We start from the raw sequence: 26428 nt of genomic DNA on the forward strand, positions 1-26428 counted from the left end.
AATGATGTATATGTTAGCTTTTTACTTACCAATTTGTATGGAAAACACCTTGTGCATCAATTCGTTCATACGTATGCGCACCGAAATAATCACGTTGTGCCTGTAACATATTAGCATTAGATGAACCTGTTCGATAACTATCGTAATATGTGAGAGAAGCACTTAAGCAAGGGAACGCGTTTCCTGCTTGGATGCCTTCACAAACTATTTTTCTTAATCCATTTTGATAGTCCATCGTCTTTTCTGCAAAGTATGGGTCAATTAATAAATTATTTAGCGAAGGTTGCTTTTGATAGGCTTCACTAATAACATTTAAAAATTCTGCTCGAATAATACAACCACTACGGAAAATTAATGCAATTTCTTTTAATGGTAAACGCCATTCATAAAGCTCTGATGTCATTTTATATTGTGTAAATCCTTGCGCATAAGCACATATTTTCCCCATATATAGCGCTTGGCGGACGTATTCAATCCAGACATCTCTATCTAAATTTTGCTGTTTATAATTTGGTCCAGATAGTATTGCCTCTGCTTGAATTCGTTCCTCTTTTAATGATGAAATATAGCGAGCGAATAAGGCCTCCGTAATAATTGATGTAGGAATACCATTGTCTATAGATTGCAGGCTTGTCCATTTCCCAGTACCTTTTTGACCAGCTTTATCAAGTATCATATCAATCAGTGGTAATCCTGTTATCTCATCTTTTTTCCTTAAGATTTCAGCTGTTATTTCGATTAAATAGCTTTTCAATTCGCCCTGATTCCATGTTTCAAAGATAGTAGCAATTTCCTCAACGGATAATCCTATATTTTTTCTTAAAAACGTATAAGCCTCCGCAATGAGTTGCATATCTGCATACTCGATTCCATTGTGTACCATTTTGACGAAGTGTCCTGCGCCCTTGGGACCAATATACGTACAGCATGGTGTATCATTCACTTGTGCTGCAATCTTTGTCAGTATAGGTGCTACTTTATTATAGACCTCTTGATCACCACCAGGCATAATAGATGGTCCTGTCAAAGCTCCTTCTTCACCACCAGAAATACCAATCCCTAAATACCCAATTCCTAAAGCTTTAAGTTCATCGTATCTACGCTCTGTATCTTTATAATGAGAGTTGCCGCCATCCATAATGACATCGCCCTTTTCAAGGAAAGGCACTACTGATTGAATAACTGAATCAATAGCATTTCCAGCTGTCACCATCAAAAAAATCTTTCTTGGTTTTTCTAAAGCTTGTACAAACTCTTCTATTTCATAGTAAGGAGTAAGCGCTTGTCCTTCAACTTTTTGTAGAAGTTTGTCGGTTAAATCTCGTGTGTAATTATAAACGGCTACTTGCTCGCCCTTATTAGCCATGTTTAAAGCGATATTACTGCCCATAACACCTAATCCAATAACGCCAATTGTATTTAACATTGTACTTGCTCCTTTTTAAACATTTTTTAAACAAATAAACTAAGTAATAAAATAAACCCTAAACCAGCCACAGATACAATTGTTTCTAGCAAGGTCCAAGTAGCGAATGTTTCCTTCATGCTCAATCCAAAATATTCTTTAAACATCCAGAAACCTGCATCATTAACATGTGAAGCAATTAAGCTTCCTGCACCTGTTGCCAACACGACCAAGGCAAGGTTTACATCACTTTGACCTAACATTGGAATGACTAACCCAGCTGTTGTTAAAGCAGCAACCGTAGCTGACCCTAATGAAATGCGTAAAATAGCCGCAATAATCCATGCTAGTAAAATTGGCGATAAGGTAGTTCCATGGAAGAGTTCAGCTACATAATCACCGACACCACCATCAATTAAAACTTGTTTGAAGGCACCACCGCCCCCAATAATTAAGAGCATCATACCGATATGGGATATTGCTGTTGTACATGACTCCATTACTTGCTTAATAGGAATTTTCCTTGCGATACCCATTGTATAGATGGCAACTAATAAGGAAATTAACATGGATGTACCAGCTTCACCGATGAAGCGGATACCTGCTAAGAAGCCATTGTCTTCAAAGCCAATTGTTTTTTGTAACAGTGTAATAATAGTAGCAATGGACATTAAAATAACGGGTAATAGTGCAGTAAAAACACTTATTCCAAAACTCGGTGTGTCCTCTAGTTCAAATGTTTTTTGTTCACCGAGAGAAGCAATATTTCCAGTTTTGTTGAATGATTCAGGCACTAACCTTTTCGCTAATTTTGTAAATAATGGTCCTGCTAAAATAACAGTCGGAATGGCGATGATAAAGCCATAAAGCAACACCTCACCAATATTTGCCCCAAATTCGCCAGCAATAACAGTTGGTCCAGGATGTGGTGGTAAAAATCCATGTGTGACAGATAAGGCTGCGGTCATTGGAATTCCTAAATATAAAATAGAAACCTTTAATTGTCTTGAAATAGCGAAGACAATTGGGATTAATAGCACAAGACCTACTTCAAAGAAAAGTGCGATACCGATAATAAAGGATGCTGCTACGACTGCCCATTGAATGTTCTTTTCTCCAAATTTATTCACAAGGGTCATGGCAATACGCTGTGCACCCCCAGAATCGGCAATTAATTTTCCTAGCATCGCTCCAAGACCAAATATTAAGGCCAAGTGACCTAATGTTCCGCCTAACCCTGCTTCAATCGTTTTTACGATAATATCTAAAGGCATCCCAAGAGCTAAAGCAACACCGAATGAAACAATGATTAATGAAATAAACGTATTTAATTTAAAGCCCATTATTAAAATTAACAGCGCAATAATACCAATACCTACAATAACTAATGGCATGTATTCTCCTCCTCTTTAGTCGGGCTTAATTAAGCTCCTTTGATACTGAGCAATTGACGTATAGTCATCTGCTAAAACTCTAGATAAACGAATGAAAATTGGGAGTAGCTGTCTATATTCTTTGGCTGCTTCTTCGATTGGCGTATGTTTATAAGTGTCACCAACCATATCAGCGACAACGTCAAAGGAATCAATTTTTCCTGTAGCATATAAGCCTAAAATACAAGCGCCTAGACAGGAGCTTTCATAGCTTTCAGGTACTACCACTTCGGATTCAAAAATATCCGCCATCATTTGTCTCCAAATCTCAGAGCGTGAAAACCCGCCTGTTGCTTGAATACGAGTGACAGGGCTTTCCATACACTCCAGTAATGCTAAATAGACAGTATATAAATTGTAGATAACCCCTTCGAGGGCAGCTCGTATCATATGTTCTTTTTTATGAGACATGGTTAAACCAAAAAATGAACCGCGGACATCTGGATTCCATAAAGGCGCACGTTCACCTGATAGATAGGGATGGAATAGCAGCCCATCAGCACCAGGTCTAACACGTTCAGCAATTTTCGTTAACACTTCATATGGATCAATACCTAGTCTTTTAGCTGTTTCAATCTCAGAAGAGGCAAACTCATCGCGAATCCAGCGTAATACCATACCACCATTGTTTACGGGTCCACCAATGACCCAATGGTTTTCTGTTAGTGCATAGCAAAAAATTCTACCCTTTACATCTGTTTTGGGTCTATCAATTATGGTACGGATAGCACCGCTTGTCCCAATAGTGACAGCAATTTCGCCTTCTCGAATGGCGTTCACACCTAGATTAGAGAGCACGCCATCACTTGCACCAATGACAAAAGGTGTTTGTGGGTCAATACCCATTTGCTTAGCTAAAAGGTCATTGCAATTTAAAAATAGTTGAGTTGTTGGTACGAGTGTGGATAATTGTGCTTTCGCAATACCTGCAACAGCTAAAGCTTCTTCGTCCCAATCTAATGTATGGAGATTCATCATACCCATACACGAAGCTAATGAATAATCGACGACATATTGATCAAAAAACTTTTTAAAAATGTATTCTTTAATACCGATATATTTCTTCGTTTTGCGCGCAATTTCAGGATGTTCATGCACAAGCCAAGTAATTTTGCTTAGTGGTGACATTGGATGAATAGGTGTACCTGTTCTTTTATAAATTTCATGGCCATTCCAGTCAGTTTTAATTTTATGTGCCCATGCTTCACTACGATTATCCGCCCAAGTGATGACAGATGTTAACGGTTGATCATTTTCGTCCATAGCGATCACACTATGCATAGCACTACTAAAGGAAACAAATAGTAATGGTTTATCTGAATGGACTTTCATAATGTTGGTAATGGCTTGTAGTACAGCTTGAAAGATTTCTTCTGGATTTTGTTCTGCTGTCGAAATATCCGGTGTATATAATGGATACCCAATATTTTCTTGTTGAATAACCTTCCCATGTTGACTAAATAATACGGCCTTAGTGCTAGTAGTCCCTATATCAACACCTAACATATAGTTAGTCATTTTGTGGCTCAACCCCTTTAGATAGCATTTGCTGTGACCGCCATAAATCTTCTACTTTGCCTTGAACATCATCAAAATTTTCATGTAAGGATTGAATCATAAGCTCTCGATCTTTGGCTCTAATAGCGTCAATATAGAGCTCATGATTTTTCACAATACGAGTAAAATCCTCATATTTCTCTTTAAAGCGCATGCGCATAGATAGTAAAATCAAGCCTTCCATTACTGGCTTTAAATTATTCCAAATCATGGTGATATAGGAATGTCCGATGGAACGAATAATTGTCTCATGGAACATAACATCCTGATAAGAAAATTCGTCTGCATCGTTATACTTAATGGCAACTTTCATCATTTCTAATGTTTTGCTAAGTTCTAGTGCTAAGCTAGTTGTATCCATTTTTATGAGACGTTCAAACACAAATGTTTCAATCAGCAATCGAACATCATAAATTTCTTCAATCTCTTTTTCAGATAAACCAATGACAACAGCACCCATTTTCTCTAATCGAATGATATTTTCAGAAGCTAATATTCTTAAGGCTTCACGAATGGGTGAACGGCTTACTTCAAAATCAGCTGCCAGTTTGTTTTCTGAAAGAATGGTACCGCTTTCAATTAAACCTGAAATAATACGCATTCTAAGTTCATAGGCTACGCGATCACCTGTAGAAGCCTTAGAAAGCCATTTTTGTGGATATAAATAATCATTATATTCGCTCATAATATCACCCTTTTTGATTTTGAGTATACTTGTATACAAGTATTATAGTCAGAAAGAAAATAAGATTGCAAGCGACTTACTAACAATCAAAAATTGAAAATTCCTCAACTCTATACTTAGCTAAAAATAATAATTAATGTACATTCTTTTTTCCTCCTTGGACAAACTTTAGAATGAAAAGTTCGTAAAGCTTATACAAGGTTTTATAGCTTTTCAAATAATCGATGAAGGATGGTTATGTCAAATATGGATACAAATCGTAACAGATCAAATGGTACGAAAAGTGCAAATAAAACAAATCAACAGCGTCAGACACTTCATCGTGAGGAGTTTGGTGCTGAATTTGAGCTTGATTCAGCTTCAGCACAAATCAATAACTTTGCTGAAACCAAAGGAAAAACGGGTATCAAGCAACCAGTCAGTGAGAGGACTGCATGGCACTAATTTATATTTGACAACTATTCATGACATTGAGAGAAGGACTAAGGCATATGCCTTAGTTCTTTGATTATAGCCTGGGAAATATTGTGTTTATTTTCTTCCATACATATTATCAGAGCATTTCATAATACTACATCTAGAACAATGAAAACATTTTTAAGAAGGGAAGATATATACATTGGCTAAGCACTCCGATACAAGTTGGAAGCAGGATCATCCTAGCACATTGTTTAGTAACTCCGTGCAAAAGGCGGATCGTCTATTAAAGCATGCAAAATCACATCCAGAGGAAATAGCAATAGAACATGCATTTAATCAAATTAAGCATGCTGAAAATGCACGTTTCAATGCAGAACAATATGGTGAGCATTTGGATACGGTTCAGCAAAATAAAGAATATCTAGAGCAGATTAAACAACAATTACATGAAATGAAAAATGATAATGAATAATGAATAACAGTCAACAACGGCTTAAATTCACGTAGTGAGGTTTAAGCCGTTGTTTAAATGTGATTAAATTAACACCAAACAATGATTTCGTAGGGAGTAGTTTGAGCAGGAATACTCCTAGTGGTAGGGCCATAAACAACAATGAGGTTTCGATTGGCAGGACTATTGGTAAAAGGCTGCCCATTTTTAAGTGAAATAATCGTAGTAGGAGAAAGGTTTAATTGTAATTGTCCATCACTACTCAGTAATTGTTGATTAAAGAAATCTACCTTTACATTATGATAGTTGCTTTCTTTTACAATAATTAAAGCACGGTATTGTGGCGGGTAAATCATCGGTACAGGTGCATCTCCATCATAATATCCTGTTACCCATTCACCAGTTGTGACAATTTCACGATTAACAAAATAGGTGGAGGGAGAAATAATAAAATTGACGACCCCACCAGCACCATCTTCTAAGGTCATTATTTTATAACAACCGTTCTTATCTCCGTTTTGTCCAACAGGAAAATCATTGATTTGAGTGATAACACCTCGAAAAGATTTAAAATTGACCATACCCATTCCCTTCTTACATATTTCTCGTTTTTAGCGTATCATTTTAATTTATGTAGCATTGTAAAATTAGGTGACAGACGATTAATAGGATGCTATTTGATAGCAATCGACTTATACTTAACATGCTAACGATTAGATCAGAGGAGTGGCATCTATTGAATTGGATTTCTAAAAATAAGAGAATCTTTCTATTGTTAATTTTTGTTGTTATTGTCGTCGCTGGTATACTGGATATTAAATATGAGGGATTATTCTTTCAGCTATTACCTACATCAATACAAATATTTTTATCTAATTTATTTTGAAATGTGGAGAACCGTACCTAAAAGAGTGCGGTTTTTTCATTAGCAGATTTTTTGTCACAACATGCAACCAATTGTTTGGATTATCTACTTTATAAGTAAGAGTACCTAAAAGGAGAAAATGCAAATGGACGATGAAAAAATAGTTGCTTTATACATACAACGCTCACAGCAGGCTATTTTGGAAACAAGGAAAAAATATGGAGCATATTGTAGAGTAATAGCAAGAAGAATCTTGGCAAATTTGAGGGATGTTGAAGAATGTGAGAATGATGCCTACCTAGCTGCATGGAACACAATCCCTCCACAGATACCAAGAAAACTATCTATTTTTTTAGGGAGAATCATACGTAATATTGCACTTGATAAGCATAGCTATAATACAGCCAAAAAGAGAAACAATGAGTTTGAGGTCATTCTCACAGAGCTGGAAGAATGTCTAGCTTCTTCTCATACGGTAGAAACATCCTATGAAGCGGGTGAACTTGCTCAATACATTAGCCGATTTTTATATACCTTAGATGAACAATCTAGAAATATATTTATTCAACGATATTGGTACTCCTATTCTATAAAAGATATTTCCTTACACTTTCAAATGAGTAGTAGTAAAGTTAAGTCCAACTTATTTAGGACACGTAATAAACTAAGATTTTATTTGGAAAGCGAGGGATTATATATATGAAAAAAGAGGAGTTATATCGTGAAATTGGATTTATAGAGGAAGAATTAATTGAAGCCGCCAACTATGAAGTAAAGAAGAAAAGTTTTTCTAAAAAATGGCTCGCTGTGGTAATAAGTATGATGATCGTAAGCTCAGTTTCTACTGCCACAATAGCAGCAGCTTACTATAAACACCAAAATAATGAGCTTTATATTCGTTATTTATCAGCAGAGGATATGGAACTAATGCCAGCTACAAAATATGATGCAGATAAATTTCTAAAAGCTCTAGATAGTGACAAAGAGGAGTATATCTATATTGCAATAAATAGACTAGTAGAGAGCTATAATGATGAAAAGTTGAGAAATAAGGCGTTAAAGGCTATTCAGCCATTTATACAAAGTGATAACAAAAAAATTGCAAATTCGGCTATTTTTGCTGTCGATATTTTATCGGGAAGCTTTAAAAGTCAGCAGGTATATAAATTAGCAGATGGGAGCGTCTTCTTTACTTTATTCAATAATTATTCAGATTACGGAAGCCAAAATGTTCTTTGGCGTATAAAAGATGATGTGCTAGAGGCATATTCTAGCTTCTCCAGTCCATCAATGTATATTAAAGAGATAATTCCTTCACCTGATCAGAAATTAATTACTATTGTCACGAACTCTAATAAAAGTGAATTTGTTGAAGTCATCAATGTGGAAGAGCGAATGGTAAGCCCAGAGTTAGTAGAATCTTCAAGGGTTAAATATGGTGCTGAGCAAGGGTTAGATACTTGGATTCGAACAGATCATGAAAACTATAGCTATGTGGATCATCTTAGATGGAAGGGAGATGCTACCATAGAATTTGAAGCTAGTCTCTCCTATGATGATACGGCGATTATTAAAAACGTGGTAGTCACTTATGAAGTTAGCCAAAAGAAATTAACTGTTAAAGAAATTAAATAAGAAGTAGATAAAAACAGAAAACGTATTAGAGGTTTTCTGTTTTTTCAATAGTATTATAGAAATAAATCAATTAAAAAGGGAGTGAATGATCAATGGCAAAATGGAAAATAGCCTTAGAAACGTTCCTGAAAGAATGGCAAGATAAAGAGGAAGTTGTAGGAGCGCTCGTATGTGGGAGCTATATTACTGGAAATCCTTCTAAGCGCTCTGATATCGATGTCCATATTATTTTGGCAGATAATGTGGGATGGAGGGAAAGAGGGAATCGCGTTATTGATGGTTTTTTAATTGAATACTTTGCGAATCCACCAAGTCAAATTCGTGGGTATTTTCAAGATGATTTTAACAAAAGAAGAACCATGTCGATGGTCCAATTTAAAACAGGTAGAATTTTATTTGATTATACTGGAATAATAAAAGATTTAAAATTTGAAGCAGAGGAATGGCTCAAAGAAAAGTATAAAACAATGAATAAAACGGTCTTAGAAATAAAAAAATATGAATTGTGGGATACACTAGATAATTTAAAGGATTGTTATGAGCAGGATAGAATGGACTTTTCCTTTACCTACCATAACTCATTAGCCAATTTATTTTTGGTGTACAGTCAGTTTTTAAACCATGAAACGATACCCTTTTATCAAATCTATGCCTATCTTGAAGATCCAATTTACCTGCAAAAATATAGTAAGTCAGCATTTCCAGATGAGGACTTTAGAGAAATTTTTATGAGAGCAATGCATGAGGACAATGCTGAAAAGATGATGGCGTCATATGAAGCAGTAGTAAGGTATGTGTTCATACAAATGGGCGGTTTTCAAATAGATGGCTGGCATATAAAAAGCCCAATCGAAAGTTAATCTTTGAGGTAAGAAAAGTTAGTTCAGATACAAGACGAGCTTCATATTTATATGTTATTATACAGATATAATAATAAAAAGAACCTATTTTTTATGAAAATGTCAACCATTTTTAGGCCGATTATTCCAAATAAGCTTAAATAATTCAATTTTTATCTAGAACAAAAAGTGATTTTTTTGCTTGAATTATGATTGGAAAGGCTCGAAAAAAGCTGATAACTCTCATATAAATAGTTGATATTTTATTCTTGAACTAATTGTGATAAACTGCAATAAGGTAATAATTGATACAGAAATGGTGTGCTCCGAGGTTGCTCCATGGCTACAGTACTTCTAAAGTGGGAGTGCTTACATCCTTTCTGCAAATCTTAACATATAAGGAAGGTAAAAATGAGTAACAGACAAATTAAATCAGATGTTATCTTAATTGGTGCCGGAATCATGAGTGCAACTTTGGGAACATTACTCAAAGAATTAGCACCAGATTGGAAAATTACAGTGTTTGAAAAGCTTGAAAAAGCAGGCGAGGAAAGTTCTCACGAATTAAACAATGCGGGAACTGGACATGCTGCATTATGTGAGCTGAACTACACATCAGAGAAAAAAGACGGATCAATCGATATCAAAAAAGCGATTAATGTTAATGAACAGTTCCATGTTTCAAGACAGTTTTGGTCGTATCTTGTAAACAATAAGCTGATCAATAATCCACAAGACTTCATTATGCCTTTACCACATATGAGTTTAGTACAAGGGAAAGAAAATGTTGAGTTTCTAAAGAAACGCCATGAAACGATGACAAAAAATCCTTTATTTGAAGGAATGGAATTTTCTAATGACCCTGAAACACTAAAAAAATGGATTCCACTTATTATGGAAAATCGTCCTGCTGGTGAAGACATTGCTGCAACGAAAATTGACACTGGTACAGATGTTAACTTTGGTGCTTTAACACGTATGTTAATTGATCATTTAAAAGCAAAAGATGTAGATGTTAACTATAACCATAGTGTTGAAAGTTTAAAACAAGCTAGTGATGGTACATGGGAAGTACGTGTGCACGATTTAGATGGCTGTAAAATGGAATATCATTCAGCAAAATTTGTCTTCCTTGGAGCTGGTGGAGGAAGCTTAGAATTACTACAAAAATCAGGTATTCCTGAAGGGAAACATATTGGTGGATTCCCAATTAGCGGTTTATTCTTAGCATGTAATAATCCAGAAATAGCTGAACAACATCATGCAAAAGTATACGGAAAAGCAAAAGTTGGTGCTCCACCAATGTCGGTTCCGCATCTTGACACACGTTATATTGATAACAAGAAATCATTACTATTTGGACCGTTCGCAGGTTTCTCTCCTAAGTTCTTAAAAACAGGTTCAAATATGGATTTATTTGCTTCTGTAAAACCGCATAATATCACAACTTTATTAGCTGCGGGCGTGAAAGAGATGGGCTTAACAAAGTATTTAATCCAACAGCTTATGCTTTCAAAAGAACAACGTATGGAAGAGTTACGTGAGTTCATTCCAAATGCAAAAAGTGATGATTGGGATATTATCGTAGCTGGACAACGTGTACAAGTAATTAAAGATACAGAAGCTGGCGGTAAAGGAACACTTCAATTCGGTACAGAAGTTGTAAGTGCTTCTGATGGCTCGATTGCAGCTTTACTAGGAGCTTCACCAGGTGCATCTACGGCTGTACATGTTATGCTTGAGGTTCTTAATAAATGTTTCCCTCAACATATCAAGGAGTGGGAACCAAAAATTAAAGAAATGATTCCATCTTATGGTCTATCATTAGCAGAAAACCCTGAGCTTCTAAAAGAAATAAATGCAACAACAGATAAAGCACTTGGCTTAAAATAAAAATAAGTCATGGTAAGCGTTTAAGAAAGAGCTCTCAATCTATTCTGATTGAGAGCTCTTTTTAATTTGAATAAATTCTTTCCTGGGAAATTTTAAATTCAATTGCCTTCTTTTTAATAAAAGAACCATCAAATTTGCTATAAATCTTGCCCTTTATTTTATGACACTATAGCTTTATGTCCCATTGTGATAAAGATGGTAGTTTTCTATACTTTGTATATACAATAAGAAGGGAGCTAATCTATAGATGATTAAGCTACAAGATATTGGAACATTTTCAGCACTACCAGAGCTTGCAATGTATATCTATACTGGCAATATTACAGCTTTGCGAGTTGCGAGGGATAAAGGCTGGAATATTGAAGAAGAGATATGTTTAAGTCAGCATACATCATTAAGCCCATTGGATTTAGCGTTGATTGCACAAAGATTGGATGTAGTAAAATTATTAGTTGGATATGGGGTTAATTTAAATGTGGAAAAAAATCCTTCTTTTTTAAGAGCTGTTCGATATTGTAAAGAAAATATAGTACGTTACCTTGTTGAACAAGGAGCAAAATTAGATGGCTATAACCAAGTGGGCTCTGGAGCCTATTCTCAGGCCTACTATGGCAATAAAAGAAATATCCCTCTTATTCATGAACTTGGGCTTGATATAAAGCAGCATGGAGGTCCTGTATTGCGTCAGGCTGTGTCGAATTTTGATAAAAAAACAGTCACTTATTTACTTGATCAAGGAGTAGATATTAATTATCAAATGCCTGATATGGTCTATCCCTATGAAGCAACACCATTAACAGTTGCAACAAGAATGGGAAATATAGCTATGGTGAACTATTTGATTGAACGAGGTGCAAACGTCACTTTAGCGGAGAAAGATGGTGAGAGAGCTTATACAATTGCTGTACGTATGAAAAATATGGAACTAGCAAATTACTTAAAGGCTCTAGAACCAATAGAACTCCATACTATTGAAAACAAAAAAGAGACATTGAAAAAATACAAGTTACCAGATGAATTGATTAATTTTCTGACAGGAGATCGACTGCATCTTGAGCTTGCACCAAATGATTATGACATTCACTTTATCGATTTTTTCAAACTAACTGATACAATTGAGATGAAGCTAGGTCATCGAAAGCTCCTCCTTCTTTCCGCAAATATCGACAATTACTCTGATTTGCAAATAGTCTGGAATCCAAAAGGAGAAGGCCAAATAGGGTGCTATGATGTGGAGCATGAGGAATATGCTAACTTATGTAGTTTTAAAGAATTTATTGGTAGACCTGAAGTATACCTTATCCGTTTTCTTGAAGGAGAGCTTTAGCAATGCTTAAAACTGCTGATAAAATTGTGAATCAACTTATTTAAAGTCGTTGAGAGTAAGCATATTCTATTTAAAAAATATGCTTACTTTTTTATTACTTTATATTCGAAGATTTGACAAACAAAAAACAATAGAACGTTTAATATATGTGGTACAAAAGAACAATAGAAGAGCTATTAATAGGGCGAAGGGGATGCTGAACATAACAGGAAGTTCTACGCCATACCAAAGGCCCATTTTAATTTGATCGACTCCGAATGTTCGTAAAAAACCAGCGAGTATGGATAAGCCAGCGCTTAAAAGTAATCCAACATAAAGTACAGATAATACCACTAAAGCTAATGAGCAAAAAAAAGTCTTTAGCATTTTTAGAAGTATCATTCTTTTTCCCTCCGTATAATGTGGTGCACCTTTGAATTCGAAGCTATCGAATAATCATCCGTATAGTAAAGTGTCCCAATCACACTATTTTCCCCAACATGGACGACTTCCCCTTCCACAAACTCTGCATTTGTATTAGATAATTGTAGGTGTTTTCCACTAATTGTGTGACAACGTAATATTTTTTTAAATAACGGAAGAAGAGTTATCCTATCCTTTTCTATTACCACATTTTCAGCCCTTAACCTGTCAATTCCGCTTTCTCCCGATAACTTCAAATGAAAGTGATTAGCGACTATTTCCTCAGCCTTGACTATTCCAATGGCATCAAATTGCTCGCTCTGTAATTTCTCTTCAACCATTAGCTTTCCAGAACTATTGATTTTTTTGATAAAACCATTACGTATTTTAATATTCCCGGCATTTGTAAGTTCTCCGATTTGGCAATAATCCTTTAACTTACACGAGCCAGTACTATTAAATATCTGCGCTGTAACTGGATAATAGAAGGAGCTATGACCATGAGTGGACACTTTTATTAAGTGTACTTCTTGTTGTAACGATACAGCGCCTCGAATGTTTAATTGTTCATAATCAGCATCCAAATGTTTAACGGTGCCATTCGTTTGTGTAAGGGTACGGAGTTTTTGAAACATAAAGTCACCTCATTATAATTTAATTAATATATATTTTAATTATTAAAATATATATTAATTAAATTATATGCTACTTCCATTTGTCAAGAACAAAAGCACTGCTTAAATTAAACAATAAAAAAAGGATTTCAATTTGTTGAAATCCTAAAAAATTTTATTCATTAATTGGTTTACTTCGCGTAAGATGTTGGCCATGTCTATGAGTTTATCCTGAGAAAACTTTAAAAAGATTTCTTGAACCTTCATGTCACCAATATTGGTTAAAGCCATTTTGACCACACGTCGATCATTATTTTCTCTAATTCTTTGTATGAGTTCGAGTTTTTCCAGTTTATCGCACATGGAAGTTACAGCTCCGGGTGTTACACTAAAGAATTCAGCAATTTCTGTTGCCTTCATCCCATTATTTATTTTTAGCTGTAGGAGTAATATTAATTGGTTTTGTGATAACGCCTCTCCTTCAGATAAAAGATCTACAAACATTTTCGACTTCTGCTGTATTTCCAGCATTTCTTTCATAATAATTTCTACATTGTTTAGATTTTCTGGCATATAATCACGTCCGCTAAAATATTTAATAATTAAATTATATAGCAATTAAATAAATGCTACCAAGTGTAGAATTACTTTAAGAAATATTTATTTTTTAAAAGTCGTACGCATCCATTCGAAAAATCTCTCTTTTTCTTCGAACTGGGGGTAGTGAGCAGATTGTTCATATGCTATGAATTCCTTTTTCTTCGCGATAATTTGGTCGAAGTACTTTTTAGCGCTATTCGATGATGTTTGATAATCATAATCCCCCATTACAAAATAGAAGGGAAGAGTCAGTGAATTGACTTTCGCAGGAAGTGGGGACTGCAAGACTTCGTTTACTAAGACTTCTTGCGATAGGGATATCCCCTTGCTATAGCGAATAATATCTAACAAATTATATTCGGTACTAAAAAGCATCCCTAACATATTTCCATCAGGGTTAGTAATAAGTCTTGTAGCGCCACCGTATTTGCTCACTAAATGACGAGGCGTAAATGTTTTACCACTACCAATTTCCTCCATTAACCTCTGTAAATGTGCAACTTCCTCTGTGTTACTCTTAAGCTGAGCCTGTTTGATCGTAAAGTGTAAACTGTCCATCTCACTTTCAACGGTATTACTCATTTGACCAATCCCTACATAGGCCTCATATTTATCAGGAGCTTTAGCAGCTGCTTGTGTGGCAATATAGGTACCGTAGGAATGACCAATTAAGATAATTTTTTCTTTATCTAGATGATTAGCAATATAGTCAGTCAGTGCTAGTAAATCCTCCACAAGCAAATCAGATGAAAGATTTGAGTAGTCCTCAAAAAAATGATAAGACTTCCCACTAGCCCTTTGATCATAATTTACCACTGTAAATTCGGTTTCCAATAAATCTTGATATTTTTTAGCGTAGGGTATTTCAGAGCGACCTGGTCCGCCATGGACAAAGATGATGACAGGATTATTTTTGTTATGGCCCCGTATCATGATTTCATGGTCACTGCCGTTAATTTCTACCTGTTCTAGCGTACTGATGCTGTTCATGTCCTCTATAGATGATGTCCATGTTGGAAATACAAGTGCTAATAATAGTAAGGAGGTCATAATCAAGACAAGATATTTAATGAACTTTTTAATCCTTTTCATACAATACCTACTTTACATGCGTTTCATAAAGCTAGCATGATACATTTTTCTTTTATACACATAAAAATACATACTCAGAGGCCACCAAAGTGTCACAAAAATAGGGTAAATCGCCCATATAACGCTTGGTGAAGAAACAACATTTACTGTAATGAAAAAGATACTAATTAGTATCGTAGCTGTAACGGAGAATGCTACAAAGGTTTTTCGTTGCGCGTGATATAAAGCTAGAGGCCACCATATCACTAAAAAAGCAGGATAAATTGCCCAAGGGTATTGAGGAGATACAATCATATTCAATATAGAGTAATAGATGATGGTAGAAGCACATCCAATTAGAGCTGTTTTTAACGTTTTTGCCTTTTCATCTAAGTACATGAGGATTGGCCACCAGATAATTGGATAAATCGCATAGATAAACCATAAATGATCTGGTGCGTAAATATAATTTTCAACTATTAGAAATGTAATAATTAAGGCACTACAAACAATTGAGTATTGTTTATACAATTTTTTAGCCATAAAGAATAACGTAATAGGCCAAAACAGTAGCAATAAGCATGGATATACAAACCACATTGTTTGAGGAGATGTCGTATAATTAACAACCCCTAAAAAAATCATTGTCATCAAGCTCCCCGCTATAGAAAAGTTAATAAAGTTCCTCATGTTTATTCACCCCATTTCTTACGAGACCACACAAAGTACATCGATAAAGGCCACCAAAGAATGGCGAAAATCGGATAGATTGCCCAAATAGTATGTGGTGTGTAATAAAGATTAATAAAAATAAAAAATGCAATGATTAAGCCACTACCCCAAATTGAAAATTCTAAGTTTAATTTAGCCATGTTTTTCTTTGCTGGTTCTTTAACACCTAACTCTTGCTTTAAGTCTTCGATATCTCCAAATTCTACAATGGCTTTATTAATGGCATCCTCTTGTTCTTTACCTTGGTCCATCAAATAAAATACTTTTTCTTCAAGATTTTCAATGATTTCTTGTTTAACCATTTCCGTTTCGTTAGTTCGAGGAATGTCTTTAAAAAGCTCATCAATATGGTTTTTTATTCTTTTCATTCTAAGCCCTCCATAAATAAATCGATTATTTCCTTTACTTCCGACCATTCTTTCACTAGCTCATTTAAATAGGCCTTACCTAATGATGTAATACGGTAATACTTTCTTTTGCCTCCATGTGAGACATCTCCATAATAGGCTTCAATAATTTCTTTTTTTTCGAGACGTTGAAAAACTGCATACAAAGTTGCTTCCTTGATTTGAAACCGATTGTTTGTACGGAGACTTATTTCCTGAGAAATTTCGTAGCCATAACGGTCTTTTTCTGAAATTAACCGTAAAATAATCGAATCCAAATGTCCTCGGATAATATCACTGCGAACCATAAGTCACCTACTTTTTTTATTGCTCTATCTGTCAGAGTAATAGTAGCAAACATTACTCTGTCTGTCAAAGTAATTTATTCCCCTTTTTTTACAATGATGATGAGATTTTCAATAAAAAAACCCATTCGCTGAAAAGCCCAAAAGGACTATTTCATAGCGAATGGAGTTCGAGTACTCTTTTTACATATACAATGCAGCAAGGAAAATCCCTAAAGACTCCTCGTAAATGTCATCAAACTGGCTGATTGGTAAAGGATTTGTACCACTTCCTAATTCAACAGTGAAGCCTGGTCTACGCCAATCTTGAATAAACCAATCTTTATAACCAGCATAGCTTCCAGCAGATTGAACGGGCTCATAGCCACTTACTCTACTAAATTCATTTACAAGCACCTCTGATTCTGGGGGCTCTAGATTTTCAAAACCCCAATATATGACACGTCCCTGTGTATGAAAGGCTAATACTCTTGAAAAATCACGTTGCTTGGTCAAATCAGCCATTGCAATGGCTTCAGGTTCAGATAGTGGTCTTTCACCACCATAATCTCTTGGCCCTGGTGTTTTTGGATTACGGGCACTTTCAAGCTCCCATTTGGCAGGGAATTGGTCATTCAAATCAATCCCATGAATATTTGCTTTCCAGCCAGAAAAATCAGCGTTATCATTATTCCATGCAATTAGTTGATTTCTTAATGCTTCATCATTTGGTGGGCCTTGTATTACTAAATCTACGCCATCAGGATTTACCATAGGAACGATAGAAAGGAATGTTTGCTGATAAAGAGAAAATGGAGAAATTCCACGAATACTACTTTGATTGGTGAGGGCGAGCAAATAGTCATTTAAAAATGTTAGAATAATAGGTGTAGTAATCCATTCGTTTGCATGGAAGGAGCCATTATAGTGTACACGTTTTGCACCATGGCCAATTGACAGCTCAGGTAGCTCTTTCCCTAAAACGGAGCTGCCAATGTTTGAGCTATGAAGAAAAGGATATGCGTCAAGGAGCTTTTTGAGATCGTTCATCATATGGGTATACGTGTAATTTTGCTTACCTTCAACTAAACGCCATGTGATACGTTGAGGTATGCGAATCATTTGACCGATTTGTAATCGATTTGGACTGAACTCAGGATTAACAAGCAAGAGGGCGACTAGGGGAAGGTTTCGGCTCTGGGCAATCTGCCAAAAAGAGTCTCCTTGTTTAATTTGATAGTTGTTGGTCACAAAACCAGGAATACGAACCCGTTGTCCAACTCTTAAAAATTGGGGATTTATATTTTCATTAGAATCTAAAATGAGTTGAAGAGGAATTTTAAATACCTCACTGAAATGCCAAAGTGAATCTCCTGGTCTTACGATAATATCCACATGTTTTCTCTCCTTAATTAAATTAGAAATGGTTCAATATAAAATGTATATGATAAATGCATAGACTTATTGATACAAATTCAGCAAAATTACTTTATTAAGAATCTAAAATAGGAGATAATTAGTTATTTTTACATGTATACTAGTAATCATACTAAAGTAAAAGAAAGGTAAAGGTAGGAAAACCAAATGTTAAATAGATTAAAATTGGGTATACGCTCAAAGATTTCATTAGGTTATATCGTAATCATTCTTTGCCTACTTGCGACGGTTGTCATATTAAATAATCAAATTACATCTTTGCAGAAGGAAAGAAATTTTATTATTAAGTACGATTCCAATGTTCTAACTTTAACGAATGAAATTGAAAAATATATATTGGATATGGAATCAAGTCAGCGAGCTTTCATCATTACGGGTAAGCAAAGTTATTTGGAACCCTACGATAATGCAGCTGAAAATTGGAAAATAGATTTTAATGAACTCTATCAACAAATGAAAGATAAACCAGTTCAGCAGGACAAACTTAAAGAGATAGAGGAAACAATTGAACATTGGATTGCAACGTCAGGGGAACCAACTATTCAATATAAAAAGGATAATGATGTAGAAGCAGTAAATAATTTTTTTAAAGTGGATAATGGTCGTCAGGATATGGAAAAAATGCGCAAATTATTCGATTCATTCCGTGCCACTGAAAATGCTTATACACAGGCGAAGGCTAGTCAGTTAGACAAGCGAAATAGTAAATTAACTAGTGCTTTATTTGGGATCTTAATTTTAGTTTCTACAATAGCCATTGCCATCGCTAGTGGTATTTCCCGTTCAATTGTAAAAACGATAACGGAAGTAACACAAACAATTCAAGAAATAGCAGCTACAAAAGGTGATTTCACAAGAAGAATTCATGTGAATACAAATGATGAAGTGAATGAACTTGCTAATGCAACGAATACACTTTTAGAGTCAGTTGAAAAAAGAGAGTGGCTACAAAGCAATGTAGCTGAAATCGTGACAAATTATCAAGGTATTTCAGCAATTACAAAATTAGCGGAGACTTTCCTATCAGAAGTAGCACAAAAAACCCAAGCATCCCTTGGCGCATTTTATGTTCGGGAAGTTACAGAGAACCAAGTACAGTTTGTGAAAAAGGCTGCTTTTGCTGACACGGATGAAGGTGTTGGTATGGAGAGTTTCAAAATAGGACAAGGGTTAATCGGTCAATGTGCATTAGAAAAAAGAGTACTATTCTATGATAATATTCCGAGAGACTATCGTTTAATCAAAACGGGATTAGGTGAGATTAGACCACAAAATATTTTATTGATTCCTGTCATTTTTGAAAATGAAGTTATAGCGGTTGTTGAAATAGCAACAATGGCTAAGTTCAGTAAGTTACAGCAAGAACTCGTGAGACAGGTCACTGAAACCTTTGGGCTAACAGTGAATAGCGTTTTAGGGCGTATGGAAATTGTTCGTCTATTGAATGAATCAAGAGCAATGACTGAGGAATTACAGGTTCAATCAGAGGAGCTTCAGACACAATCTGAGGAATTACAAATGCAGACGGAAGAGCTGACAATGATTAATGAACAGCTTGAGGAACGCACGAAAGAGGCAGAGTCCAAATCAAGAGAGCTAGAGAAAGCGAAGAAGGAATTAGAAGAAAGTGCAGAGCAGCTTATCCTTAATTCCAATTACAAATCCGAATTTTTAGCGAATATGTCACATGAATTAAGAACACCTTTAAACAGCATATTAATATTATCGGAAATGCTAGCAGAAAATAGCCAACACAATCTAACAGACGAGGAAGCAGAGTTTGCTAAAGTTATTCATTCTTCAGGAGAGGACTTACTTGCTTTAATCAATGACATATTAGATTTATCTAAAGTCGAGGCAGGGAAGCTTGATATTATTTTTAACGAAGTGAATATGAGCGAAGTACCTGTACAAATTGAACATACCTTCTCACCAGTTGCGAGGAAGAAAAACTTAGCATTCCATATTTCGAAGGCAGATCATGTAGTGGATGTATTCTATACGGATGAGAAGAGATTCCAGCAAATCTTAAAGAATTTATTATCGAATGCCTTTAAATTTACTGAGCAGGGTTCTGTCACATTAGACATTAACCAGCTTACACCAGAACAACTAACAAACAATATGCAGGATATAAGTACTGATTGGTTAGAAATTACAGTTTCAGATACAGGAATAGGTATTCCAAAAGACAAACACCAGCTGATTTTTGAATCATTCCAGCAAGCAGATGGAGCTACGGTCCGAAAATATGGTGGAACGGGTCTTGGTCTTTCTATTTGTAAGGAATTTGCCAAATTACTTGGTGGCTGGATTACTTTACAAAGTACTGAAGGGCAAGGTAGTAGCTTTACGTTAACGCTTCCGAGCCTACCAAATGGAATTGAAGAGGAGCACTGCCAAAAGCTTGCCATGAACGAAGTGGCTGTTACGACGGTGGAAGAGGAACAAATCAAAGAGCAGCCAGTAGCAATGGAAGAAGCCCTTCAACTTGAGGTTGAGGTGTTTCAAGGGAAAAATATTTTAATAGTTGATGATGATAACCGTAATATTTATGCGTTAAAAACGGCATTAGAAAAAAGAGGCATGCACATTCTAGTTGCCAAAGATGGGCTAGAATGTTTAGAGGTCTTGCAGGCTAATCCAGATATCGATCTTGTTCTGATGGATATAATGATGCCTAATATGGATGGCTATGAAGCGATGACTATTATTCGTCAGCAAATGAAACGTATCGATTTGCCAATCATTGCATTGACTGCTAAAGCGATGAAAAATGACCGTGATAAATCATTGCAGGCAGGTGCATCTGATTATATTAGTAAGCCATTAAATTTAGATCAATTAATATCAGTTTTAAGAGTATGGTTAGTTTCTAAGGGGAGTTAATGAACATGGAACAATTTCAGCCTTTGGAGCAAAATATACAATTAAATAAGCATACAAATTTAGAAATTGATTTGTTACTAGAGGCTATTTATCGTTTATCGGGCTATGATTTTCGTCAATATAATCGTTCATCCATTTCGCGCAGAATCTACAATAGGATGGGGATAAATAACATCCCAACGATTTCACGTGTACAAGAAAAGGTCATTCATGATAAAGAATTTTTAGAGCAGATATTAAACGATTTTTCGATAAATGTAACAGAGATGTTCCGCAACCCAACCTTTTTTAAGGCCTTTCGTGAAACGGTCATCCCCGTTTTACGAGAATATCCAGAAATCCGTATTTGGCATGCAGGTTGTGCAACAGGTGAAGAAGTATATTCTATGGCTATCTTGCTTCAAGAAGAGGGGCTAATAGAGAGATCTGTAATTTATGCAACAGATATGAACGAGCAAGTATTGGAAAAAGCTAAGAAGGGGGCCTTTCCAATTCATAAAATGCAGGCATATACAAAAAACTATATGCTTGCTGGAGGTGCCCATGCTTTTTCAGAATACTATCAAACAGATTATCAATATGCTTACTTTCATCCAACATTATTGAAAAATATTATTTTTGCTCAACATAATTTAGTAACAGATCATTCATTTAATGAATTTCATGTTGTTCTGTGCAGAAATGTTCTTATTTATTTTTCACCTAAGCTGCAGAGCCAGGTACATCAATTATTTTATGAAAGTCTAAGTGACAAAGGTTTTTTATGCTTAGGGGATAAAGAAACATTGCGATTTGAAGAGGTTATTTCAAAGTATAAGGAGATTTCTGGAAACGAAAGAATTTATCAAAAAATGTATTAATGAGTAAGAGGCTATCTTTAACGGATAGCCTCTGCTTTTTTATATAGTTTTAGTGCTAGCTTGAATCATTAAAACACACATGTCATCAGGCTGATTCTCTTGTTTATCCTTAGGCAAAAGGTTATCGATTAGGCATTGTGAATAATCCCACTTGGAGGATGTTAGCGTTTGCAAATGCTTTTCTGATTCTAATTCACAGGGTCCCATTGCCTCTAATACACCGTCTGTAAATAACACGATTTGAATGTCATGCTCATATTGAATAGATTGCTTTTTTACTTTTATTTCATCGAAGAAACCGACTGCACAGCTACCCTGATCTAATGGAATACATGATTTTTCATCGATTAGTGCATATCCAGGAGGATGGCCAGCATTTATGTACTCGACTGTTTTTTGCTCTGTATCAATGATTAAATAAATCGCTGTAAAATAATAAAGATTATTCTCTTTCCCATCTTGTAATAGCGTCATATAACGATTCAGTTCTTGGATGACAAGTTCAGGTTCCACCAATTGCTTAACCGCCTCTCTTAGAACAGAGGAGATGAACATACAAACCAACGCTGCCGATATACCGTGACCCATCATATCCAATAATATAATGGCATAACGATGATCGTCTATTTTGTACCAATAATACATATCTCCTGCCAAATTAGAGGATGGTAAATAAGAAACTTCAATACGGATGTCCTTCTCATTTAACGGTGGGCTAAGAAGACTCCTTTGTACATGGGTTGCTAAATCTAGTTCATATTGTATTTTCTTTTCATGCTGTGTGTGCCAGTCTAATTCCGCCTTTAAACGTAAGGCAACACGCATTCTGGCAAGCAACTCTGTTTTATTAATTGGTTTAGTAATATAATCTACACCACCAATGTCTAGGGCTTCTGCCAGTTTGTTTTTATCCTCAAGTGCTGTAACAAAAATGATTTGAATATCTTTTAATCTCTCATTTTGCTTAATGCGTTTGCAGGCCTCAATACCATCTACTTCCGGCATCATAATATCTAACAAAATTAAATCTACTGAATTTCCTGTCGGATTGGGTGCATCTAATTGTAAATAATCAAATAGCTCATAAGCAGATGAAAGAGAAACACAGTTTTCATAACCTGCATTTTTTAGTATTTTCTCAATGACAAATAAATTGACTTGATTGTCATCAACTAGAAGAATGGTCATAGTACTTTCCCCTTACTCTGATTGAATTGTGCAGATTATTTTTCATGTATATAAAATACTTTCAACTTTATCATTATACAAAACATCAAAGAATAAAGGTATTTTGGCGATTTGAATGTGTGATTTACTAAATACATGAATTAAAAGGAATTTATATTTTCGCCTTTTTAAATCCTTGGTAGATATCAAATGCATTTGCTAAAACAGCAATAATTATACTGACAAGTAGGATTTTATCAATAGTGAAGGCAACTTTAGCTGAGGTTGTTTCTGTTATAGCCGCAATATAAGGAATAGAGGCGCTGTGAATAAAATCTTGGTGTATCGCTATTAAAATAAACACAATTGTTCCTACACTTTGAAGTAGTGCATTAGTGATGGCGATAGGCATTGTCCACTGTCCTGCACGCCATTTTAATAAGGTTAAAGTTAGACTTAGGATAATACATAGTAAGACCATGGGAACAAACGCTTGTAAAATATTTTGATTAAAGATAGGCATAACAAATTTCAAGCTGCCGTTGTCATTCGTTGTATAAATACCTAAAAGACGATAGGCATTCCAGTAAACAAAAGAAAAAATAAGTATTCCTAAAAGGCTAAAAATCGTATCACTTATAGGAATGATTTTATCTTTGGGAATCTTTTTAATTTGTATTAAATCATCAGGTGACCATGGCTTGGTATCTCTCAGAAAAGGGATCGAAAACTTTTCAGCCCCAGAACGGTCCTTAATAATAAAAATAACCGTAAGCCAAAACAAAACGTGAAATAACACAGCAATAATTGCAACAATAATCCCTACAAATGCTGTAATAATGGTTGTGAGAAGTGCTTCTTCTCCAGAATAGAGAACCATCTTCTCTATTATTTGAACAATGATCGTAATAAGAATTGCCCAAGGAATAATTAGCTTGATGGTTCTTGTATATTGTTCAAAATTCTTTGGACCAATTAAAAAGTGGGGAGTAACCTGATAGCTCGCAGCAACTTCTGAAGGGCTTCCAAGCTTCCTAAGTACTTCCTTCACCTCAGATTCTGTATATTGCTCTGGCAACATATCCTCAATAGTAGCCTTTAGTTCAACCTTGATTATCTCACGTTTATTTTTATGTAGCCTTTTAGTCACTTCGTGAATATATGAATCAATTAAAGTCATACATTTTCCTCCTTTAATCATTTTCAGTACTCATTAATTGGTCGTGGTAATATATGTTATTATGGGGTATAAAAATTAATATGAAAAATTCGTGAACAACATGCAACAATTTGAAAATGGAGGGGACATAATGAGGGTCGTAGAGAAATTATTAAAAGAGCAAGATTTTGTAGCCTTTGTAAATATCGTTGTAGGTGCATATCCAGGAAGATTGAATGGAACACATACAACAAAAGAAGAGCTGAAAAAGCATTTTATGCAAAATCAGAGCAACGATGAATCTCTTCATTATTATGGACTTTGGGAAAAGGACAAACTCATTGGTGGTATGCGACTACATGACTTTCAAATGAATCTATTCTCTAAAATGTTACCAATTGGTGGGGTAGGACTTGTTGCAGTTGATTTATTACATAAAAAAGAGAAGGCTGCAAAAGAATTAATCCAACATTTCTTTAACATCTTTTTAGAAAAAAATATTCATTTTGTGGCTTTGTATCCGTTTAGACCAGATTTTTATAAGAAAATGGGTTTTGGCTATGGACCGAAAATCTATCAATACTTGGTAGAGCCTTCGAGCTTCCCTAAAGGACCAACCAAAAAGCACCTTAAATATTTGACAGTTGAAGATCAACAACAGCTAGTAGATTGCTACAACAGGGTAGTAGCAAAAAAACATGGGATGTTTCTTAAAACACAATCGGAACTATCTTTTATTTTTAATAATCCAGATAACTATGTGATTGCAATGGAACAGGAAGGTACAGTTCAGGGCTATATTGCCTTTTCTTTTAATAAACAAAGCGATAGTAATTTTATGCTCAATAATTTGGTCATTAAAGAGTGGATCTATGAAACTCCTGAGGCTTTGCTAGAGCTTAGTACATTTTTAAACAGTCAAGCGGATCAAGTAACCCGAATCGAATGGAATACACAAGAAGAAAATGTCCATTTCTTTTTAGAGGATGTAAGAAATGGTACAAATCATTTAATTCCAAGTGTATATTACGCAAGTGCCGTGTCAGGAGTTGGTCTAATGTACCGTATCATAAATGTGAAGGGCTTTTTTGATGAGCTCCTAACACGCAATTTTAACGGTGTCACTTTGACATTTAAATTGAATGTTATGGATTCGTTACTGGCAAAAAATAATCAGCAACTTATTGTTGAGGCTGTTAACGGTACAATTAAATTGCTAGAAAGTGATAGCTATGATGTTGAAGTAACGATAGATGTAGCTGAGCTTTCATCACTAGTAATGGGCGTCGTAACGGTCCAAGAGCTATTTATGCTGAGTCGAATACAGATTAGCGATAATCAGTATTTACAGGCTTTACAGCAATTCTTCTATGTGTTTGAAAAGCCCACATGTATATCGGCATTTTAGAATGGGCGTGAGGGCTTTTAATCTTTTTTGATGAGAATGGAAGAACGTGTTGGCCTTTCAAGTGGCGTTATATTGATAATAAAGTAGCTTATGATTAGTATGAGGATAATTAATGAATAAATTAACGTATTTAGAGGATGATCATGCTCCACAATAATTAATCGAATCATCGCTGTGATACCTATATAGATAAAATATCGAAGTGGAAAATGGTAATCCTCCTTAAAATATTTAATGATCATTGTGATGAATTCGAAATATAAAAAGAAAATAAGAATATTGGCAAGGAATAGTTTATAATCACCATCTTCCTTAGCGAATAGTAATATTTTAAGAAATTCAATTAGCTCCTTAAATAACAAAAAACAGAGAATGAGTGCTAATAGTACAAGGCAAACATTGAGAAAGAGCTGTAGAGATTTTGGCACAACTTTAATGAGCTGTAAATAAGTCGTATTTTTTTGATTCATCCCATTCCTCCAATCGAGTTTTGTAAATACATCATCATATGGTCGAGTAGCTGTGTATTATGATATAAATATAACAATTTGTCGTAAATCTTTTCTTATGATTTTGTAAAGTTTTGGTATATTTTAATGAAAGAAAGTTTTCAAAATAATTTAGTGGTATGCTAAAATAGATGTGCATGAATATAAAATATAAAAGGGGTTTTTAAAATGGCAAAAGCTGCAAAAACTGATGCGAAAATTACACCAGAACGTTTAGAAGAAGCGTTAAATGTTCGTGATCGACTTATTATCGAGCTACTGGTACAAGTACTTGATGAAAAGCTAGTAATTGAGCGTCCTGTATTACGTGAACGTCTAGGAAACCTTGTAGATCTAGCAGATCACGATGCAGAGCTTAAGGAAACAATCCACGCAGTAATTAACAAACTATAATGTAAAA

Annotated in this window: 26 protein-coding genes; 11 read left to right on the plus strand and 15 right to left on the minus strand. The window is 35.1% G+C overall.

The window, feature by feature from the left end:
* Window positions 1-25: 25 nt before the first annotated feature.
* From gnd to NY607_RS16800, 4 genes are read right to left on the minus strand one after another with little or no spacing between them, the layout of a single operon-like run.
* Window positions 26-1426 carry a decarboxylating NADP(+)-dependent phosphogluconate dehydrogenase gene (gene gnd / locus NY607_RS16785; RefSeq protein WP_131521753.1) on the minus strand — a complete coding sequence of 467 codons (1401 nt, stop codon included), beginning with the start codon at window positions 1424-1426 and terminating at the stop codon, window positions 26-28.
* A 26-nt stretch (window positions 1427-1452) separates the two neighbouring features.
* The gene (locus NY607_RS16790; RefSeq protein WP_131521754.1) at window positions 1453-2799 is read right to left on the minus strand and encodes a GntP family permease; all 1347 of its coding nucleotides are present in this window, start codon (window positions 2797-2799) and stop codon (window positions 1453-1455) included.
* A 15-nt stretch (window positions 2800-2814) separates the two neighbouring features.
* Window positions 2815-4356: a gluconokinase gene (gene gntK / locus NY607_RS16795; RefSeq protein ID WP_259420032.1), complete on the minus strand. Its 1542-nt coding sequence runs from the start codon at window positions 4354-4356 to the stop codon at window positions 2815-2817.
* A complete protein-coding gene (locus tag NY607_RS16800) occupies window positions 4349-5080 on the minus strand; it encodes a GntR family transcriptional regulator (protein ID WP_131521756.1) in 732 nt (243 codons plus the stop codon). Before NY607_RS16800 ends, gntK begins: the two co-directional genes overlap by 8 nt.
* Before the next feature lie 237 nt (window positions 5081-5317).
* On the opposite strand from NY607_RS16800, the gene NY607_RS16805 reads away from it, so the two are divergent.
* Together NY607_RS16805 and NY607_RS16810 are read left to right on the plus strand one after the other, a co-directional pair.
* Window positions 5318-5524 (plus strand): hypothetical protein, encoded by a 207-nt coding sequence (locus NY607_RS16805; RefSeq protein ID WP_131521757.1) that lies wholly within the window; start codon window positions 5318-5320, stop codon window positions 5522-5524.
* A 175-nt stretch (window positions 5525-5699) separates the two neighbouring features.
* Window positions 5700-5972: a hypothetical protein gene (locus NY607_RS16810; RefSeq protein WP_131521758.1), complete on the plus strand. Its 273-nt coding sequence runs from the start codon at window positions 5700-5702 to the stop codon at window positions 5970-5972.
* Between the two features lie 68 nt (window positions 5973-6040).
* Here the strand turns inward: NY607_RS16810 and NY607_RS16815 are convergent, their stop codons facing one another.
* The gene (locus tag NY607_RS16815) at window positions 6041-6532 is read right to left on the minus strand and encodes a hypothetical protein (RefSeq protein ID WP_131521759.1); all 492 of its coding nucleotides are present in this window, start codon (window positions 6530-6532) and stop codon (window positions 6041-6043) included.
* 429 nt (window positions 6533-6961) lie between these two features.
* On the opposite strand from NY607_RS16815, the gene NY607_RS16820 reads away from it, so the two are divergent.
* The 5 genes from NY607_RS16820 to NY607_RS16840 all read left to right on the plus strand — a co-directional run bounded on the left by NY607_RS16820 (window position 6962) and on the right by NY607_RS16840 (window position 12510).
* A complete protein-coding gene (locus tag NY607_RS16820; RefSeq protein WP_259420033.1) occupies window positions 6962-7519 on the plus strand; it encodes an RNA polymerase sigma factor in 558 nt (185 codons plus the stop codon).
* Window positions 7516-8451 (plus strand): hypothetical protein, encoded by a 936-nt coding sequence (locus NY607_RS16825; protein ID WP_131521762.1) that lies wholly within the window; start codon window positions 7516-7518, stop codon window positions 8449-8451. Before NY607_RS16820 ends, NY607_RS16825 begins: the two co-directional genes overlap by 4 nt.
* 92 nt (window positions 8452-8543) lie before the next feature.
* On the plus strand, window positions 8544-9311 hold the full coding sequence (locus tag NY607_RS16830) for a nucleotidyltransferase domain-containing protein (RefSeq protein WP_131521763.1): 768 nt from the start codon (window positions 8544-8546) through the stop codon (window positions 9309-9311).
* A gap of 390 nt (window positions 9312-9701) precedes the next feature.
* The gene (locus tag NY607_RS16835; protein ID WP_004233452.1) at window positions 9702-11183 is read left to right on the plus strand and encodes a malate:quinone oxidoreductase; all 1482 of its coding nucleotides are present in this window, start codon (window positions 9702-9704) and stop codon (window positions 11181-11183) included.
* Between the two features lie 247 nt (window positions 11184-11430).
* A complete protein-coding gene (locus NY607_RS16840; protein ID WP_237898930.1) occupies window positions 11431-12510 on the plus strand; it encodes an ankyrin repeat domain-containing protein in 1080 nt (359 codons plus the stop codon).
* Between the two features lie 377 nt (window positions 12511-12887).
* Here the strand turns inward: NY607_RS16840 and NY607_RS16845 are convergent, their stop codons facing one another.
* The 7 genes from NY607_RS16845 to NY607_RS16875 all read right to left on the minus strand — a co-directional run bounded on the left by NY607_RS16845 (window position 12888) and on the right by NY607_RS16875 (window position 17994).
* Window positions 12888-13547, minus strand: coding sequence for a hypothetical protein (locus tag NY607_RS16845; RefSeq protein ID WP_259420035.1), 660 nt, complete (start codon window positions 13545-13547; stop codon window positions 12888-12890).
* A 144-nt stretch (window positions 13548-13691) separates the two neighbouring features.
* Entirely contained in the window at window positions 13692-14099 is a 408-nt protein-coding gene (locus NY607_RS16850; protein ID WP_054548503.1) for a MarR family transcriptional regulator, read from the minus strand.
* Window positions 14100-14186: 87 nt separating this feature from the next.
* Complete coding sequence (locus NY607_RS16855; protein WP_259420036.1) at window positions 14187-15218, minus strand: alpha/beta fold hydrolase; 1032 nt, start codon at window positions 15216-15218, stop codon at window positions 14187-14189.
* A gap of 12 nt (window positions 15219-15230) precedes the next feature.
* The gene (locus NY607_RS16860; protein WP_259420037.1) at window positions 15231-15848 is read right to left on the minus strand and encodes a hypothetical protein; all 618 of its coding nucleotides are present in this window, start codon (window positions 15846-15848) and stop codon (window positions 15231-15233) included.
* Window positions 15849-15889: 41 nt separating this feature from the next.
* Entirely contained in the window at window positions 15890-16297 is a 408-nt protein-coding gene (locus NY607_RS16865; protein ID WP_048395459.1) for a permease prefix domain 1-containing protein, read from the minus strand.
* Window positions 16294-16623, minus strand: coding sequence for a PadR family transcriptional regulator (locus NY607_RS16870; protein WP_004233468.1), 330 nt, complete (start codon window positions 16621-16623; stop codon window positions 16294-16296). Before NY607_RS16870 ends, NY607_RS16865 begins: the two co-directional genes overlap by 4 nt.
* A 180-nt stretch (window positions 16624-16803) precedes the next feature.
* The gene (locus NY607_RS16875; RefSeq protein WP_131521769.1) at window positions 16804-17994 is read right to left on the minus strand and encodes a M14 family metallopeptidase; all 1191 of its coding nucleotides are present in this window, start codon (window positions 17992-17994) and stop codon (window positions 16804-16806) included.
* A 189-nt stretch (window positions 17995-18183) separates the two neighbouring features.
* Between NY607_RS16875 and NY607_RS16880 the strand changes: the two genes are divergently transcribed.
* Window positions 18184-20925, plus strand: coding sequence for an ATP-binding protein (locus NY607_RS16880; protein WP_259420039.1), 2742 nt, complete (start codon window positions 18184-18186; stop codon window positions 20923-20925).
* A 5-nt stretch (window positions 20926-20930) separates the two neighbouring features.
* A complete protein-coding gene (locus NY607_RS16885) occupies window positions 20931-21785 on the plus strand; it encodes a CheR family methyltransferase (RefSeq protein ID WP_237898922.1) in 855 nt (284 codons plus the stop codon).
* 39 nt (window positions 21786-21824) lie between these two features.
* Here the strand turns inward: NY607_RS16885 and NY607_RS16890 are convergent, their stop codons facing one another.
* Together NY607_RS16890 and NY607_RS16895 are read right to left on the minus strand one after the other, a co-directional pair.
* On the minus strand, window positions 21825-22973 hold the full coding sequence (locus NY607_RS16890) for a SpoIIE family protein phosphatase (RefSeq protein WP_131521772.1): 1149 nt from the start codon (window positions 22971-22973) through the stop codon (window positions 21825-21827).
* 151 nt (window positions 22974-23124) lie between these two features.
* A complete protein-coding gene (locus NY607_RS16895) occupies window positions 23125-24132 on the minus strand; it encodes an HAAS signaling domain-containing protein (RefSeq protein WP_237898919.1) in 1008 nt (335 codons plus the stop codon).
* 130 nt (window positions 24133-24262) lie between these two features.
* Here NY607_RS16895 and NY607_RS16900 point away from each other — a divergent pair, with 130 nt between their 5' ends.
* A complete protein-coding gene (locus NY607_RS16900; protein WP_259420040.1) occupies window positions 24263-25519 on the plus strand; it encodes a GNAT family N-acetyltransferase in 1257 nt (418 codons plus the stop codon).
* A 17-nt stretch (window positions 25520-25536) separates the two neighbouring features.
* On the opposite strand, the gene psiE is transcribed toward NY607_RS16900, so the two are convergent.
* Window positions 25537-25989 carry a phosphate-starvation-inducible protein PsiE gene (gene psiE / locus NY607_RS16905; protein WP_131521775.1) on the minus strand — a complete coding sequence of 151 codons (453 nt, stop codon included), beginning with the start codon at window positions 25987-25989 and terminating at the stop codon, window positions 25537-25539.
* Between the two features lie 207 nt (window positions 25990-26196).
* On the opposite strand from psiE, the gene NY607_RS16910 reads away from it, so the two are divergent.
* Window positions 26197-26421 carry a hypothetical protein gene (locus NY607_RS16910; protein WP_004233486.1) on the plus strand — a complete coding sequence of 75 codons (225 nt, stop codon included), beginning with the start codon at window positions 26197-26199 and terminating at the stop codon, window positions 26419-26421.
* Window positions 26422-26428 lie beyond the last annotated feature (7 nt).

The organism is Lysinibacillus sp. A4, assembly GCF_024919535.1.
Classification (GTDB): domain Bacteria; phylum Bacillota; class Bacilli; order Bacillales_A; family Planococcaceae; genus Lysinibacillus; species Lysinibacillus capsici.